Origin of the sequence: Microbacterium yannicii (genome assembly GCF_024055635.1) — a bacterium.
Taxonomy (GTDB): Bacteria; Actinomycetota; Actinomycetes; order Actinomycetales; family Microbacteriaceae; genus Microbacterium; species Microbacterium yannicii.
In genome coordinates this window covers 70,002-84,982 of the sequence record NZ_JAMXMB010000006.1, presented here as the reverse complement: position 1 = coordinate 84,982, position 14,981 = coordinate 70,002, and the positions used below count along the sequence as shown (strand labels likewise).

Sequence of the window (14,981 nt, the reverse complement as noted above, 5' to 3'; positions counted from 1 at the left end):
GGGGGCTCCCGGCGGGGTCAGAACCAGTCGGACTCGCGGATCTCGCGCATCGCGACGCGACGCTCTTCGGGCGTGAGGCGCTTCAGATAGAGCATGCCGTCGAGGTGGTCGGTCTCGTGCTGCAGCGCCTGGGCCAGCAGCCCCTCGCCCTCCAGCACGAGCTCGTTGCCGTCGAGGTCCATCCCGACGACCTTCGCCCGGGGATAGCGGACGGCGTCGTGCCAGAGTCCCGGCACCGACAGGCATCCCTCGCCGATCGCCTCGGGCTCGCCCGAGACCTCGACGAGCACGGGATTCAGCACGTACCCGATGTCGCCGTCGATGTTGTAGCTGAAGGCCCGGAGCCCGACGCCGATCTGCGGTGCCGCGACGCCGGCGCGTCCGGGCAGCTCGACGGTGTCGATGAGGTCACGGACGAGCGCGCGCACACCCTCGTCCACGGTCTCGATCGGGGTGCTGACCGAGGTGAGAACGGGGTCGCCGAAGACACGGATGGGACGAACAGCCATCGGAGCCTCAGGCCGCCGGAGCGAGCGAGCGAAGGCCTTCGACCACGGTCGCGGCGAGGTCGCGCGCCGCATCCCGCGTCGCGGGCTGCAGCTCGCGGAACACGATGGCGCTGCCGGCCGCGATGTGCGGGTCGTACGGCACGCGCACCACCGCCCGCACACGCGTGCGGAAGTGCGACTCGAGCTCGTCGAGCTGTACGAGGGGCTGACCGGGGCGCGCGTTGTTGAGCACCACGACCGCGTTGCGCACCTTGTCGGAGTAGCCGTTCGTCTCGAGCCATGTCAGCGTCTCGGACGCCAGGCGCGCCTCGTCGACGCTGAGGCCGGCGACGATCACCAGCTGGTCGGCCAGGTCGAGGGTCGCACCCATGACGGAGTGCACGATGCCGGTGCCGGTGTCGGTGAGGACGACCGAGTAGTAGTGCGCGGCGAGGGCAGCGACGTCGCGGTAGTCGGCATCGTTGAACGCCTCGGACACGCGGGGGTCGGTGTCGGACGCGACGACATCGAGCCGGGTCTCGTCGCGCGCGACGATGTTGGAGAGGTCGTTGAAGCCGACCACCTCGGGACTGATGCGCACCAGGTCGCGCACGGTCTTGCCGCTGTCCCTCGAGATCCGCTCGGCGAGCGTGCCCCGGTCCGGATTGGCGTCCACCGCGATGACGCGGTCGTCGCGCGCATCCGCCAGCGCCTGGCCCAGCAGTGCCGTGACGGTGGTCTTGCCGACGCCGCCCTTGCGGGACAGCACCGGTACGAACCGCGCACCGCCGGTGAGCGGCGCTGCGATGCGGCGGTCGAGCTCCTTGCGCGCCTTCGCGCGCTTGCTGTCGCCGAGGTTGATGCGCCGACCCGAGATCGAGTAGACGAAGTGCTGCCAGGCGCCCTCCGGCTCGGGCCGGACCACTTGGTGCGGGTCGAGCAGCCGGTCGGCGGTCAGCAGGTCGGCGGTCTCGCGATCGGGCTCGAACTCGCCGAGGCGCTTCGACGTCAGCGCGACGTCGGAGCGGGCGAATGCCGCGCGCTCCACGGCGGAACGCTCGACCACGGGGTGGGCGCCCGTGTGATTCGCCGCACGACGCGTGGCCGGAGTCTGCCCGGTGGTGGTCTTGGCGGCAGCCGCGGCGGCCGAGACGGACGGCGGTGCGGGCGACTTGTGGGGAACGGATGCCGCGGCCGCGGCATCCGTCTTCGAGGCGTCCGTCTTGCCGGCGTCCGCGTCATCGCCGGCCGGGGTCTTCGCGATCATGGGCTCCTCCGAGGTGTCATCGGTCGCGATGACATCGTCTCCCGTTGCGGCGTTCTCCGCCAGAGCGGCTTCGGCCTCGTCGTCGTCATGGCCGTCGTCCTCGGCACCCGCAGCGGCTCCGGCCTCGGCTTCCGCAGCGTCCGCTTCGGCTTCAGCCTCGGCTTCGGCCTCCGCGAGCACGATGTCGAACGCGGCGGGGTCGAACTCTTCGTCGAACTCGCCATCCTCGAACTCGACGGCCTCGAAGTCCACGATGCCGAACTCGTCAGTATCGGTCGCTGCGGCATCCGCATCGGCGGGTGCGGTCGAATCAGGTGCGGGGGAATCAGTTCCGCTGGAGTCGGCGGCGTCAGAATCGACGGGCACACCGACCGGAAGGTCTTCGGTCACGACGGCCTCATGCGCAGCAGACCACGCGGTGTCGCCGGCGAGGTCCGCTTCGTCCTCCGGCTGCGGGAGGATGACAGCCTCGAACTCCACCGGCACGTCGGCATCATCGGCGCCCGACGGGTCACCGGCTTCGAGCGCCTCGAGGACCTCGTCGGCGTCGGCGATGTCCTCGACCGGGGGCGACGGCGCGAAGCCCTCGCCCTCCACCGTCCACTCCTCGAGGTCGGCGGCGGCCTCGACGATCTCAGCCTCAGCAGTGTCGGTGGAGAACGTCTCGCTGGGCGCCGGCTCGATCACCGGAAGGTCGGCGTCGGCCGGGATCTCGATGATGAAGGGCACCTCGTCGTCGATGACGTCGTCATCCGCGAGGTCGTCCTCCGATTCGGTGGGCAGTTGGACGTTCACCTGCGCCGTCGCACCGCCCAGAATGCCGAGACCCGTGGTGTCGATGCTTCCCGTCTCGGAGAGCACTCCGTTCTCGGGTTCGTCGGGCGTGTGTTCGGTGCGATCGGGCGTCACTGCGAAAGTTCTCCTGGGAAGGCGGCGCCGGAAGGGTGCCGCGGGCGCATATCGGGGCGTATGCCGCCCTCCAGGCTACTGGGCGGGACGGATCACGACCAAAAGGTCGCCGGCATCGACCTGTGCGGTTGCGGCGATCGCGAGCCGTTCGATCACGCCGTCGACGGGTGCCGTGATGGCGGCCTCCATCTTCATCGCCTCGATCGATGCCACGGGCTGACCCGCCGTCACGGTGTCGCCGACGGCCGATTTGAGGGTCACGACCCCTGAGAAAGGCGCCGCCACCTGCCCCGGCTTCGACGTGTCGGCCTTCTCCGCCGGCCGGGTCTCGACCTTGATGCTGCGGTCGCGGACGAACACGGGGCGCAGCTGGCCGTTGAGCGTCGTCATCACCGTGCGGAAGCCCTTGTCGTCGGCCTCGCCGATCGCCTCGAGTCCGACGTAGAGCTGCACCCCCGGGTCGATCTCGGCGATGTGCTCCTCCCCCGGCTTCAGACCGTAGAGGTAGTCGGGCGTGCCGAGCGCCGTCAGGTCGCCGTACGCCTCGCGGTTGCTCTCGAACTCCCGGGCCGGCCCGGGGAAGAGCAGCCGGTTGAGGGTGCGGCGGCGGATCGCCGTGTCGCCGGCGAGGCCGTCCTGCTCGTCGGCCGTGAGCGCCGGCACATCGATCGAGATCGTGCGTCCCTCGAGCACCTTGGTGCGGAAGGGCTCGGGCCAGCCGCCGGGCAGATCCCCGAGCTCCCCCGCCATGAATCCGACGACCGAGTCGGGGATGTCGTAGTTCTGCGGGTTCGCCTCGAAGTCGGCCGGGTCGGCGCGCACGGCGACCAGCGCGAGGGCGAGGTCGCCGACGACCTTGGACGAGGGCGTCACCTTGGGGATGCGGCCGAGGATCCGGTCCGCTGCGGCATACATGTCCTCGATGAGCTCGAAGTCGTCCGCCAGGCCCAGGGCGATGGCCTGCTGGCGCAGGTTCGAGAGCTGCCCGCCCGGGATCTCGTGGTGGTAGACGCGGCCCGTCGGCGAGGCGAGCCCCGACTCGAACGGACGGTAGAGGTGGCGCACGGCCTCCCAGTACGGTTCCAGATCGCTGACGGCCTGGAGGTCCAGACCGGTGTCGCGGTCGGTGTGCGCGAGCGCGGCGACCAGGGCCGAGAGCGAGGGCTGGCTCGTGGTTCCCGACATCGGCGCTGCCGCGGCATCCACCGCGTCGACGCCTGCGGCGCTGGCCGCCAGCAGCGTCGCGAGCTGACCGCCGGCGGTGTCGTGGGTGTGCAGATGCACCGGCAGGTCGAAGTTCTCGCGCAGCGCCGTGACGAGCTTGGCGGCGGCGGCCGGCCGGAGAAGCCCCGCCATGTCCTTGATCGCGATGATGTGCGCGCCCGACTCGACGATCTGCTCGGCGAGGCCCAGGTAGTAGTCGAGCGTGTAGAGCTGCTCCGCCGGGTCCAGCAGATCGGCGGTGTAGCAGAGCGCCACCTCCGCGATCGCAGTGCCCGTCGAGCGGACGGCGTCGATGGCCGGACGCATCTGCGACACATCGTTGAGCGCGTCGAAGATGCGGAAGATGTCGACGCCGGTGGCGGCCGCTTCGCGTACGAAGGCGTCGGTCACCTCGACGGGGCGGGGCGTGTAACCGACCGTGTTGCGGCCGCGCAGCAGCATCTGGATCGGGATGTTGGGCATGGCCTCGCGGAGGGCCTCGAGCCGCTCCCACGGGTCCTCCGCCAGGAAGCGCAGCGCGACGTCGTAGGTGGCACCGCCCCACGCCTCGACCGACAGCAGCTCTGGAGTCATGCGCGACACGTGCGGGCCGACCCGGACCAGGTCGCGGGTGCGCACGCGGGTGGCCAGCAACGACTGATGCGCATCACGGAAGGTGGTCTCGGTGACGGCAAGCGCACTCTGGGCGCGCAGGGCGCGGGCGAAGCCCTCGGGGCCGAGCTCGCGCAGTCGCGCGAGGCTGCCGGCCGGCGGTGCGGTCGTGAGGTCGATGTCGGGCAGCTTGCTGCCGGGCGAGACCGAGAGCGGCTTGTCGCCGTACGGCCTGTTGACCGTCACGTCGCCCAGCCAGTTGAGCAGCTTCGTCGCCCGGTCGCGGGACGGGTTGCTGGTGAGCAGCTCGGGGCGCTCGTCGATGAACGAGGTGCTGACGTCGCCGGCGACGAACGCCGGGTCGTCCAGGACCGCGCGCAGGAACGGGACGTTGGTCGAGACACCGCGGATGCGGAACTCGGCCAGTGCGCGGCGGGCGCGGGCCACGGCGGCCGGAAAGTCGCGACCGCGGCACGTGAGCTTCGCGAGCATCGAGTCGAAATGCGGGCTGATCTGCGAGCCCGCCGCAGTCGTGCCGCCGTCGAGGCGGATGCCGGCGCCGCCGGGCGAGCGGTAGGTGGTGATCCGCCCCGTGTCGGGGCGGAACCCCTGCGAGGGGTCCTCGGTCGTGATGCGGCACTGGAGCGCGGCGCCGCGCAGCTGGATGCGGTCCTGCGTCAGGCCGAGCTCGGCGATCGTCTGCCCGGCGGCGATGCGCATCTGCGACTGCACGAGGTCGACGTCGGTCACCTCTTCGGTGACGGTGTGCTCGACCTGGATGCGCGGGTTCATCTCGATGAACACGACTTCACCCGTGCGCGGGCCCGCCGTCTCCAGGAGGAACTCCACTGTCCCGGCGTTCTCGTAGCCGATCGACCGTGCGAAGGCGACGGCGTACCCGTGGAGTGCGTCCCGGACGGCCGGGTCGAGGTTGGGCGCGGGCGCGATCTCGATCACCTTCTGGTGACGACGCTGCACCGAGCAGTCGCGCTCGAAGAGGTGCACGGTCTCGCCCGTCGCGTCGGCGAGGATCTGCACCTCGACGTGCCGGGGTCGCTGCACGGCCTGTTCGAGGAACACGCGGGCGTCGCCGAAGGCACTCCCGGCCTCACGCATCGCCTCGGCCACGGCCGGGGCGAGCTCTTCCTTGCGCTCGACGCGACGCATGCCGCGTCCGCCGCCGCCGGCGACCGCTTTGACGAAGATCGGGAAGCCGATGTCGTCGGCCTGGCCGAGCAGCATGTCGACGTCGTCGGACGCCTCGGTCGAGCGCAGCACCGGCACGCCCGCGGCCACCGCGTGGTGCTTGGCGGTGACCTTGTTGCCGGCCATCTCGAGCACCTTCGCGGGGGGCCCGATGAACGCGATGCCGTTCGCGGCCGCCTTCTCCGCCAGCTCCGGGTTCTCCGAGAGGAAGCCGTAGCCGGGGTAGATGGCATCCGCGCCGGCGTCCTTGGCGACGCGCACGATCTCGTCGACATCGAGGTAGGCGCGGACGGGATGCCCCTTCTCGCCGATCTCGTAGGACTCGTCGGCCTTCTGCCGATGCAGCGACCCGCGATCTTCGTAGGGGAACACCGCGACCGTGCGGGCACCCAGTTCATATGCGGCGCGGAAGGCCCGGATGGCGATCTCGCCTCGGTTCGCGACCAGGATCTTGCGGAACATTCGACCTCCGTGTGCGGCGGCGCAGGCGGGCCCGGGGAACAGGCTGAGTGTGCTCTCAGCCTAGGGGACGGTAACGTGGTGCCTTGTGCACGTCCTATCCGTCAGCTCGCTCAAGGGTGGGGTCGGCAAGACAACCGTGACTCTCGGACTCGCGTCGGCGGCTTTCGCCCGCGGTGTCCGCACGCTCGTCGTCGATCTCGACCCGCAGTCCGACGTCTCGACGGGCATGGACATCCAAGTCGCCGGTCGACTGAATGTCGCGGATGTCCTCGCCAATCCGAAGGAGAAGACGGTCCGCCAGGCCATCACCTCCAGCGGCTGGGCGAAGGTGCATCCGGGCACCATCGACGTCATGATCGGCAGTCCGTCGGCCATCAACTTCGACGGGCCGCACCCGAGCGTCCGCGACGTGTGGAAGATGGAGGAGGCACTGGCGACGATCGAGGCCGACTACGACCTCGTCCTCATCGACTGCGCGCCGTCGCTCAACGCCCTCACCCGCACCGCGTGGGCGGCCTCCGACCGTGTGATCGTCGTCACCGAGCCGGGCCTCTTCTCGGTGGCGGCAGCCGACCGGGCGCTGCGTGCGATCGAAGAGATCCGCCGCGGCCTCTCCCCCCGCCTGCAGCCGCTGGGCATCGTGGTCAACCGCGTGCGCCCGCAGTCGATCGAGCACCAGTTCCGCATCAAAGAGCTGCGCGACATGTTCGGACCGCTCGTGCTGAGTCCGCAGCTGCCCGAGCGCACGTCGCTCCAGCAGGCGCAGGGCGCCGCGAAGCCCCTGCACATCTGGCCCGGCGACTCGGCTCAGGAGCTCGCGGCGGACTTCGACTCGCTGCTCGACCGCGTCATGCGCACCGGCCGCATCCCGGTCGCCGAAGACACCCGTTCCTGACAGCGGACGACGGATGCCGCGCCCCGGCGCCCAGTTGAGTGACCAGTCTGCTCACGAGATGAACACTTTGCGCATTTTGTGCGCGCTGGTCTGATCACGACTTGCTATTCGCCTCGCGATCGCTGACCATATCGCCATGGCACCGATGACGCTGCACCCTGACAGCCTCGCCGTGCACGCCGGCCGCGACGACCTCGCGGCGCTGGGCGTGCACGCTCTCCCCCTCGAGCTCTCGTCGACGAATCCGCTGCCCGACATCGAACTGGGCGGTTTGTCGTACGAGGTGTTGGCGACCGGCGGACACCCGTTCGAGGGGGGCTCCAACGTCTACGCGCGGCTGTGGAACCCCACTGTCGCGCGGTTCGAAGAAGCCCTCGCGCGTCTCGAGCATGCCGAGGAGTCGGTCGCGTTCTCCTCCGGCATGGCGGCGATGACCGCTGTGCTGCTGGCGCTGACCCACGAGTCCCAGCGCCGGCACGTGGTCGCGGTGCGCCCGCTGTACGGCGGAACCGACCACCTGCTGGCGTCGGGGCTGCTCGGCGTCGAGACCACCTTCTGCGCTCCGGACGCCGTCGCGTCGGCGGTGCGCGACGACACGGCGCTGGTCGTGCTCGAGACGCCGGCGAACCCCACGCTCGAGCTGGTCGACATCCGCGCCGTGGTCGCGGCGGCCGGCGATGTGCCCGTGCTTGTCGACAACACGTTCGCGACGCCCGTGCTCCAGCATCCGCTCGATCTGGGTGCCGCGCTGTCACTTCACAGCGCCACGAAGTACCTCGGCGGCCATGGCGACGTGGTGGGCGGTGTGGTCGCCTGCGACGCGCGCCTGGCCGCGGCGCTGCGTCGCACGCGTGCGATCACCGGTGCGATCATGCATCCGCTCGCCGCCTACCTGCTGCACCGCGGGCTCGCGACGCTGCCGGTGCGCATGCGGGCGCAGCAGGAGGGCGCCCGCATCGTCGCCGACTGGCTCACGGCGCGACCGGAGGTCGCCCGCGTGCACTTCCCCGGCTTCGCGGCGAGCGACCCGGACGGGCTCGTCGGCACCCAGCAGTCGGGTCCGGGCGCCATGATCGCCATCGAGCTGACCGGCGGGTTCGCCGCGGCATCCTTGCTGACGTCGTCGGTCGAGCTCTTCACCCACGCCGTCTCGCTGGGCAGCGTCGATTCGCTCATCCAGCACCCGGCGGCGCTCACCCACCGCCCGGTCGCATCGGAGGCGAAGCCGTCGGACGCTCTGGTGCGGCTGTCGATCGGCCTCGAAGACCCGGCCGATCTCATCGCCGATCTGGCTCAGGCGCTCACCGCGACGGCGGACGCGCGGGAGAACGCCGAGACCGCGCTCGCGTGACTCAGCTGCCTCGCGTGACGTGACGCAGGGCGCTCGCGCAGGTCGAGGGCTCGCGTGGCTCAGGCGGAGCGGGCGGCGCGGCGCACCGCGAGCTCGTCCATCGGGTCGGGCCGCTCGAACTCGAACTCCACGAGCTCCGACTCGACCTCGCGCAGCACCTTGCCCACGGCGATGCCGAAGACGCCCTGACCACGGCTCACGAGGTCGATGACCTCGTCGTTCGACGTGCAGAGGTAGACCGATGCGCCATCGCTCATGAGGGTCGTGCCGGCGAGATCGCGGATGCCGGAGGCCCGGAGCTGATCCACGGCGGTGCGGATCTGCTGCAGCGAGATGCCGGTGTCGAGCAGTCGCTTGACGAGCTTCAGGACGAGGATGTCGCGGAATCCGTACAGCCGCTGCGATCCCGACCCGCTGGCGCCTCGCACCGTCGGCTCGACGAGCTCGGTGCGCGCCCAGTAGTCGAGCTGACGATAGGTGATGCCGGCGGCCTTCGCTGCGACGGCACCGCGATAGCCGACTTCGTCGTCCATTGCGGGAAGTCCATCGGTGAAGAGGAGCTCGGCGCCGAATGGCTCGCCCGCTGTACCGTCTCCGGTCATGCTCGTTCCCCCCTCCGGAATCGGATACCTCAACGCTAGATCAGCCTCCCCCTCGCGGCAATGACATCCGCTGTTCGGAGGTCGGCGTGTCGCACGCCTCGACGGGTTCGACGACCCGCTGCGCTCTCGCGACCGGCCCGGATAAGCGATCGGCCCTGGCCGCCGCGTCCGAGAAAGCCCTGGTCAGCTCAGCATGCGGTCCAGCGCGGCGCGGACGAAGATCGCGCGGACGTCATCGAGGCGCCGGGTCAGCTCGGGCGCGAGTTCCCCGGCACGACCGCGGGACGAGGCATCGGTCCTACGCAGCAGCGGGGCCAGGGCCGACTCGACCAGGGCGACGTCGCGTTCGGCGCTCTGGCGGAGCGCCCGCACATGCCGCGGCTCGATGCCGTGCCGGTCCAGCGCGACGAGCGCGCGCAACAGCGTGACGGACTGCTCGGTGTACGACTCCGCACCGGTGAGGATGCCGGTGCTGATCGCGTCGTTGAGCAGCTGCGGGGCGGCTCCGGCGGCGGCCAGCATCTCGTCGCGCCGGTAGCGGCGCGGCGCCGGCACGATCGACGGCGGCGGCACGGCCGAGGGCGTGGCCGGATCGCGTCCGGCGTCGACGTCCTCGAGATAGTCGCGGATGACGGACAGCGGCAGGTAGTGGTCGCGCTGAAGCGTCAGTGCGAGCCGCAGCCGTTCCAGATCGTCCTGCGAGAATTTGCGATAGCCGGACTCGGTGCGCAGCGGCGTGACGATTCCCTGAACCTCGAGGAAGCGCAGCTTGCTGGAGGTGAGGGAGGGGAACTCCGGCGACAGACGCGCCAGAACCTGCCCGATGCTGAGAAGACCCGCGGACGACGCCCTTTCACGGGCGGAAGCCGCGGGCATCAGGCGTCCGCCGCCCGGGCGAGATCGGCCGGCGAGACGAAGAAGTTGAGGCGGAACTTTCCGACGCGCACCTCGGCGCCGTTGGTGAGCGCGGCCCTGTCGACCCGCTCGCCGTTGACGTAGGTGCCGTTGAGGGAGCGCTGGTCGACGAGCTCGAAGCTCGTGCCCGAGCGCGTGATCTCGGCATGGCGGCGGGAGACCGTGACGTCGTCGAAGAAGATGTCGGCTTCGGGATGCCGCCCCACCGTCGTCACATCGGAGTCCAGCAGGTAGCGGGCGCCGGCGGTGGGCCCGGAACGCACGAGCAGCAGCGCGGCACCCGAAGGGAGCGCCTCGATGGCGTCGAGCTCCGCATCCCCCAGCTCGCTGCCGAACGGCACGAACGAAAGGTCGGAATCGTGGCCGAACGTCTGCGTCGTGTCGGCGCCACGGTCGGACTCGCGTGCGTCGGCCCCGGCAGCCCGGCGGATGTCGCCCTCATCGGGTCGGCGGTCGTGCTCCACGGTTTCCTCCTCTGTTCGGCCAGCCTATCCGATCACCCTCGGCTCGGAAGAGACCGTTTTGCGGTTCGCCGCGGAGACCTGCCCCGCGTCGGTGCCCCGGAGCCCCCGGTGCGGCGGAAGCACGAGGCCAGTCCGTCACGCCCGAAAGCCCACGTGCCGCAATGTTTCGTCCCGTGTCGACCGAGATGCCCCGACCGACCCGCCCCCTTAGCCTGGCAGGACGCAGACGATCCGTCACATGAGAAGGAGACCATCGTGTCCACCCCGCACAGCCACATCCCGCCCCTCCAGGTGCGTGAGCGTGCGGCGTGCATGTGCGACCACGGTGGCAGCTGCTCCTCCTTCGCTCCGGGCCACGCCCTGCACCTCATCCAGGCGCGGCTGGCCTCGGCCACCCCGTCGGAGTGGGCAGACGCGATCGTCGAGGAGTCAGACGAGCGGTCCGGATTCGTGGTGGTGCGCACACTGGCGGACGGCACGTCGATCGTGCTGTGGAACGGCGTGGGCGCCGCCGCGACGGCAACGCCCGGCACGCCGGTCGCGCTGCACGAGCGCTACCACGTGCTCGCCGTCGGCGGCGCGCGCTACAACGTCCTGCGCGCCGACCTCGTCGGCGCCTGAGCCATCAGGCGTGAGCCATCAGGCCTGAGCGATCGGGCCCGGCGCTCGCCGCGCTTCGCGCGTGAACACGCGGTCGCGTTCCCGCGACGTCCTGCGCGAGCGATCGCGCAGGTATGAGAAAGGCGACGGGACTCAGCCCATCGCCATCATCGAGTTCTTCATCGCCATGCAGGCGTCCATGCACGCCTGGCAGGCCTGAGCGCACATCTTGCAGACCTCGCTGTGGTCCGCGTGCTCCATGCACTCGTCCATGCAGACCTGGCACATCGCGATGCACGCGTCGAGCATCGACATCATCGCCGCCGGGGTCATGCCCTGCATGCGCATCATGGCGCGCATCATCGTGTTGCACATGTCCGCGCAGTTCATGCACGCGGGCGCGCACGACATCATCTGCGTGGAGCACACCGTGCACGCCTGCTCGCAGGCGGAGCAGGCGTCCATACAGGCCTGCATCACCGACATGTCCATCGTGTCCATGCCGGGCATCGACATCATGTCCTTCGACATGGCGTCCATCATCATGGAGTCCATCGCCGCCATCCTTCCGTCACCGGTCAGCGGGCAGATCCCCCGCCTGCGGCCATGCTAGACCTCGGGGCGTTCGGATCGAAGGGCCGGATAGGCTCGACCGCGTGATGTCACACAGAGTTCACAAACCGCTCTCAGCCTCCGACGCGGCATCGGTCTCGGCATCCGTCTCCGCACGTGTCGCCGCGCTCGTCGCCGCACTGCTCCTCGCCTTCGTCGTCGTGCTGGCCGGGGCATCCCCCGCCCAGGCGCATGACGAGCTGCTGGGCAGCGACCCGGCCGCCGACAGCAGCCTCGACGCGCTCCCCGCGCAGCTCACGCTCACCTTCAGCGCCGAGATCGCCGATGACGAGGGCGCCTCCGTCGTCGAGGTGACGGATGCCGCGGGCACCACGCTCGTCGACGACGCTCCGGCCGTGCGCGACAACGTGCTGACGCAGCCGCTCGCGGGCGAGGCATCCGGCGCCGTGACGGTGCTGTGGAAGGTCGTCTCGAGCGACGGGCACCCCATCTCGGGCGAGTTCTCGTTCACCGTTGCGGGCGCACCCGCGCCGACGCCGACGCCGACGGAGACGGCGGCTCCCACGCAGAGCGCGACTACGGCGCCGAGCGAGACCGTCGAGCCGACGCCGACCGTGACCAGCCAGCCGGCCGCTTCGGACGGCTCGAGCGCGCTCCCCTGGATCATCGCCGGCGTGCTGGCGCTCGCTCTCCTCGGCGCCGTCGTCTACCTGCTGGTGTCGCGCTCACGACGCGAGAAGGCGCTGGCCGAGGGGGCCCAGGGCACCGCCGGCGCCGCCCCGCAGCCCGGCTCCGAGCCTCCTGCCGACCACTAGGCTGGAAGCATGCCTCACTACGACGTCGCCATCCTCGGCGCGGGGCCCGGCGGGTACGTCGCGGCCGTCCGTGCTTCTCAGCTCGGCCTCAAGGTCGCGATCATCGAAGAGAAGTACTGGGGCGGTGTCTGCCTCAACGTCGGCTGCATCCCCTCGAAGGCTCTGCTCAAGAACGCCGACCTCGCGCACCAGTTCCATCACAAGGCCGACCTGTTCGGCATCTCGGGCGACGTGCACTTCGACTTCGGAGTCGCGTGGGATCGCAGCCGCAAGGTGGCCGACACCCACGTCAAGGGCATCCACTACCTGATGAAGAAGAACAAGGTCGACGAGTACGAGGGCCGCGGATCGTTCACCGGTCCGAACGCGATCCGCGTGGCCAAGGCCGACGGCTCCACCGAGGACGTCACCTTCGACAACGCGATCATCTCGACCGGCTCGAAGGTCCGCCTGCTCCCGGGCGTGCAGATCGGCGGCAACATCGTCACGTACGAGGAGCAGATCCTCGCCCGCGACCTGCCGCAGTCGATCGTCATCGTCGGCGCCGGCGCGATCGGCATGGAGTTCGCCTTCGTCATGGTGAACTACGGCGTGAAGGTCACGATCATCGAGTTCCTCGACCGTGCCCTGCCCAACGAGGACGCGGACGTCTCCAAGGAGATCGCGCGCCAGTACAAGGGCTACGGGGTCGACATCCTCACCTCGACGAAGGTCGAGACGGTCAACGACCAGGGCGACAAGGTCACCGTGACCTACACGGCCAAGGATGGCACCACCGGCTCGATCGACGCCGACAAGGTCATGATGTCGATCGGCTTCGCCGCCAACGTCGAGGGCTTCGGGCTCGAGACCACCGGCGTGAAGCTCACCGACCGCGGCGCCATCGACATCGACGACCACATGCGCACCAACGTGCCGCACATCTACGCGATCGGTGACGTCACGGCCAAGCTGCAGCTGGCCCACGTGGCCGAGGCGCAGGGTGTCGTGGCCGCCGAGACGATCGGCAAGGCCGAGACGATGACCCTCGGCGACTACCGCATGATGCCGCGCGCGACGTTCTGCTCGCCTCAGGTGGCGTCATTCGGACTCACCGAGCAGCAGGCGCGCGACGCCGGCTACGACGTCAAGGTCGCGAAGTTCCCGTTCTCGGCGAACGGCAAGGCGAACGGCCTGGGCGAGCCGATCGGCTTCGTCAAGCTCATCGCCGACGGCGAGCACCTCGAGCTCCTCGGCGGCCACCTCATCGGCCCCGACGTCTCGGAGCTCCTGCCCGAGCTGACGCTGGCGCAGAAGTGGGACCTCACCGCTCTCGAGGCCGCCCGCAACGTCCACACGCACCCGACCCTGTCGGAGGCCGTGCAGGAGGCCTTCCACGGTCTTGCCGGCCACATGATCAACCTCTGATCCGCGTACCGCGCTGAAACGCCCCGGGCCTTCTCGAAGGTCCGGGGCGTTTCGTCTCGCTCGTTCCTCGCTCGCTCAACGACCGGGGTCCCGGTTCCGTCGCGCGCGCAGAAAGACGAAACGCGTCTTTCCCGGTCGTTGAGCGAGCGAAGCGAGACGAAACGCGGCGCTCAGGCTCCGAGAGTGCGGGCGAGCTTGGAATCGGATGCCGCGGCCCGGCCGCCTGCGGCGTGCACCGCCTGCACGGCGGCGGCGAACAGCGCGGTGCGGTCGTCCGCCGAAGCCGGGGCGGCGGGGCCGAGCTCGAACTCCCACTCGCGCCAGGTGCGCTCCACGCCGTGACGCTCGTCGCTGGCGACGACGTGATCGTCCACGAACTCCGCCACCAGTCCGCCGTCGGCGTCGCCCAGCGCGAACGCGTGACGTCGATTGCGGATGCGCGCGATCGGCGTCAGGCGCGAAGCAACGACGAGTGTCGCGAGCGCGTCGGCGACGGCATCCGGAACCCCCTGCTCGGCCGTGTCCTTCCCGAGCGGCCATTGCCGTTCGACGCGACCGCCCTCGGCATCGCGCGCACCCTTGATGTGCCAGCCCTCATCGGGGCCGCCGGTGCGGCGGCGCACCGCGTACCCGGCGTGCGCGAGCGCGAGGTCGTCGCTGTCGAAATAGACGGCGTCGAGTTCCCGCAGCTCGGCTGCGCCGACGGACACCACCCCGGGCAGACCCGACCAGTCGGGCAGCGGAGTGTCGTCGTCGACGTCGAACTTCAACTCGACCTCGACCGAATGGGCCGGGCCGGCGGGCTCAGCAGACAGTTCGTCAGGCTGCTCTTCAGCGACGCTCACGTGCGGTGTCGCTGTAGGGATCGATGTCGTCCTCGGATTCGATGAACCAGAACTCGGCCTCGGTCGGTCCATCGCCGTCGCCGGTGTTCTCGGGCGACCCCTTGCGTTCGTAGACGACCTGGGTCTCGCTGTACGGGACGATCAGTCGGTCGAGTTCGGGGTCTTCCAGCGGGAGGAGCTGCCCGTCGAGCGGGCCTCCATGCAGTCGTGCGATGGCCATGGGCCCCATGGTAGCCCCGCGCGAGGACAGTCACCCGCACCTTGCGGATCGCCGCGAGACATGCCAGCCCCTGAAGAAGCAGCGACGGTGACGCGCGCCGGTGGCAGCACCGAGGCATCCGTGCAAGCGCTTCCAGCTTCTGCCCCT

Annotated in this window: 14 protein-coding genes; 5 read left to right on the top strand and 9 right to left on the bottom strand. The window is 70.0% G+C overall.

All coding sequences use genetic code 11. The features are described 5' to 3' along the window. Positions 1–17: 17 nt before the first annotated feature. The 3 genes from NCG93_RS01925 to NCG93_RS01915 form a co-directional block, all read right to left on the bottom strand. Complete coding sequence (locus NCG93_RS01925) at positions 18–509, bottom strand: peptide deformylase (protein ID WP_194415846.1); 492 nt, start codon at positions 507–509, stop codon at positions 18–20. Between the two features lie 7 nt (positions 510–516). Continuing rightward, positions 517–2,664, bottom strand: a complete 2,148-nt coding sequence (locus tag NCG93_RS20280; protein WP_194415848.1) for a MinD/ParA family ATP-binding protein — start codon at positions 2,662–2,664, stop codon at positions 517–519. A 75-nt stretch (positions 2,665–2,739) separates the two neighbouring features. Further along, on the bottom strand, positions 2,740–6,147 hold the full coding sequence (locus NCG93_RS01915) for a pyruvate carboxylase (RefSeq protein WP_194415851.1): 3,408 nt from the start codon (positions 6,145–6,147) through the stop codon (positions 2,740–2,742). Between the two features lie 85 nt (positions 6,148–6,232). Here NCG93_RS01915 and NCG93_RS01910 point away from each other — a divergent pair, with 85 nt between their 5' ends. Beyond that, positions 6,233–7,042, top strand: a complete 810-nt coding sequence (locus NCG93_RS01910; protein ID WP_194415853.1) for an AAA family ATPase — start codon at positions 6,233–6,235, stop codon at positions 7,040–7,042. A gap of 136 nt (positions 7,043–7,178) precedes the next feature. Beyond that, the gene (locus tag NCG93_RS01905) at positions 7,179–8,393 is read left to right on the top strand and encodes a trans-sulfuration enzyme family protein (RefSeq protein WP_372495932.1); all 1,215 of its coding nucleotides are present in this window, start codon (positions 7,179–7,181) and stop codon (positions 8,391–8,393) included. A 59-nt stretch (positions 8,394–8,452) separates the two neighbouring features. Here NCG93_RS01905 and NCG93_RS01900 read toward each other — a convergent pair whose 3' ends face one another. From NCG93_RS01900 to NCG93_RS01890, 3 genes are all read right to left on the bottom strand, one after another. Beyond that, positions 8,453–8,995, bottom strand: a complete 543-nt coding sequence (locus NCG93_RS01900; RefSeq protein WP_194415855.1) for a MerR family transcriptional regulator — start codon at positions 8,993–8,995, stop codon at positions 8,453–8,455. A 183-nt stretch (positions 8,996–9,178) separates the two neighbouring features. Continuing rightward, positions 9,179–9,871, bottom strand: coding sequence for a transcriptional regulator FtsR (gene ftsR, locus NCG93_RS01895; RefSeq protein ID WP_194415857.1), 693 nt, complete (start codon positions 9,869–9,871; stop codon positions 9,179–9,181). Continuing rightward, positions 9,871–10,374 carry an FHA domain-containing protein gene (locus NCG93_RS01890; RefSeq protein WP_194415859.1) on the bottom strand — a complete coding sequence of 168 codons (504 nt, stop codon included), beginning with the start codon at positions 10,372–10,374 and terminating at the stop codon, positions 9,871–9,873. The genes ftsR and NCG93_RS01890 overlap by 1 nt, the downstream gene beginning before the upstream one ends. Positions 10,375–10,629: 255 nt before the next feature. Here NCG93_RS01890 and NCG93_RS01885 point away from each other — a divergent pair, with 255 nt between their 5' ends. After that, positions 10,630–10,995 carry a hypothetical protein gene (locus tag NCG93_RS01885; RefSeq protein ID WP_252787411.1) on the top strand — a complete coding sequence of 122 codons (366 nt, stop codon included), beginning with the start codon at positions 10,630–10,632 and terminating at the stop codon, positions 10,993–10,995. Between the two features lie 132 nt (positions 10,996–11,127). Here NCG93_RS01885 and NCG93_RS01880 read toward each other — a convergent pair whose 3' ends face one another. Next, positions 11,128–11,529: a four-helix bundle copper-binding protein gene (locus NCG93_RS01880; protein ID WP_194415860.1), complete on the bottom strand. Its 402-nt coding sequence runs from the start codon at positions 11,527–11,529 to the stop codon at positions 11,128–11,130. Positions 11,530–11,633: 104 nt separating this feature from the next. Between NCG93_RS01880 and NCG93_RS01875 the strand changes: the two genes are divergently transcribed. Together NCG93_RS01875 and lpdA are read left to right on the top strand one after the other, a co-directional pair. Beyond that, complete coding sequence (locus NCG93_RS01875; RefSeq protein ID WP_194415862.1) at positions 11,634–12,362, top strand: copper resistance protein CopC; 729 nt, start codon at positions 11,634–11,636, stop codon at positions 12,360–12,362. A 9-nt stretch (positions 12,363–12,371) separates the two neighbouring features. Further along, positions 12,372–13,769, top strand: a complete 1,398-nt coding sequence (lpdA, locus tag NCG93_RS01870; RefSeq protein ID WP_194415864.1) for a dihydrolipoyl dehydrogenase — start codon at positions 12,372–12,374, stop codon at positions 13,767–13,769. Positions 13,770–13,939: 170 nt separating this feature from the next. On the opposite strand, the gene NCG93_RS01865 is transcribed toward lpdA, so the two are convergent. Together NCG93_RS01865 and NCG93_RS01860 are read right to left on the bottom strand one after the other, a co-directional pair. Next, positions 13,940–14,614, bottom strand: a complete 675-nt coding sequence (locus NCG93_RS01865; protein ID WP_252787410.1) for a CYTH domain-containing protein — start codon at positions 14,612–14,614, stop codon at positions 13,940–13,942. Next, complete coding sequence (locus NCG93_RS01860; RefSeq protein ID WP_194415868.1) at positions 14,601–14,834, bottom strand: response regulator; 234 nt, start codon at positions 14,832–14,834, stop codon at positions 14,601–14,603. Before NCG93_RS01860 ends, NCG93_RS01865 begins: the two co-directional genes overlap by 14 nt. Between the last annotated feature and the right edge of the window lie 147 nt (positions 14,835–14,981).

Excerpts from the sequence above, each read along its gene's own strand:
- NCG93_RS01925 (WP_194415846.1), bottom strand. The coding sequence starts at position 509 with ATGGCTGTTCGTCCCATCCGTGTCTTCGGCGACCCCGTTCTCACCTCG.
- NCG93_RS01915 (WP_194415851.1), bottom strand. The coding sequence starts at position 6,147 with ATGTTCCGCAAGATCCTGGTCGCGAACCGAGGCGAGATCGCCATCCGG.
- NCG93_RS01905 (WP_372495932.1), top strand. The coding sequence starts at position 7,179 with ATGGCACCGATGACGCTGCACCCTGACAGCCTCGCCGTGCACGCCGGC.
- NCG93_RS01900 (WP_194415855.1), bottom strand. The coding sequence starts at position 8,995 with ATGACCGGAGACGGTACAGCGGGCGAGCCATTCGGCGCCGAGCTCCTC.
- ftsR (WP_194415857.1), bottom strand. The coding sequence starts at position 9,871 with ATGCCCGCGGCTTCCGCCCGTGAAAGGGCGTCGTCCGCGGGTCTTCTC.
- NCG93_RS01880 (WP_194415860.1), bottom strand. The coding sequence starts at position 11,529 with ATGGACTCCATGATGATGGACGCCATGTCGAAGGACATGATGTCGATG.
- NCG93_RS01875 (WP_194415862.1), top strand. The coding sequence starts at position 11,634 with ATGTCACACAGAGTTCACAAACCGCTCTCAGCCTCCGACGCGGCATCG.
- lpdA (WP_194415864.1), top strand. The coding sequence starts at position 12,372 with ATGCCTCACTACGACGTCGCCATCCTCGGCGCGGGGCCCGGCGGGTAC.
- NCG93_RS01860 (WP_194415868.1), bottom strand. The coding sequence starts at position 14,834 with ATGGCCATCGCACGACTGCATGGAGGCCCGCTCGACGGGCAGCTCCTC.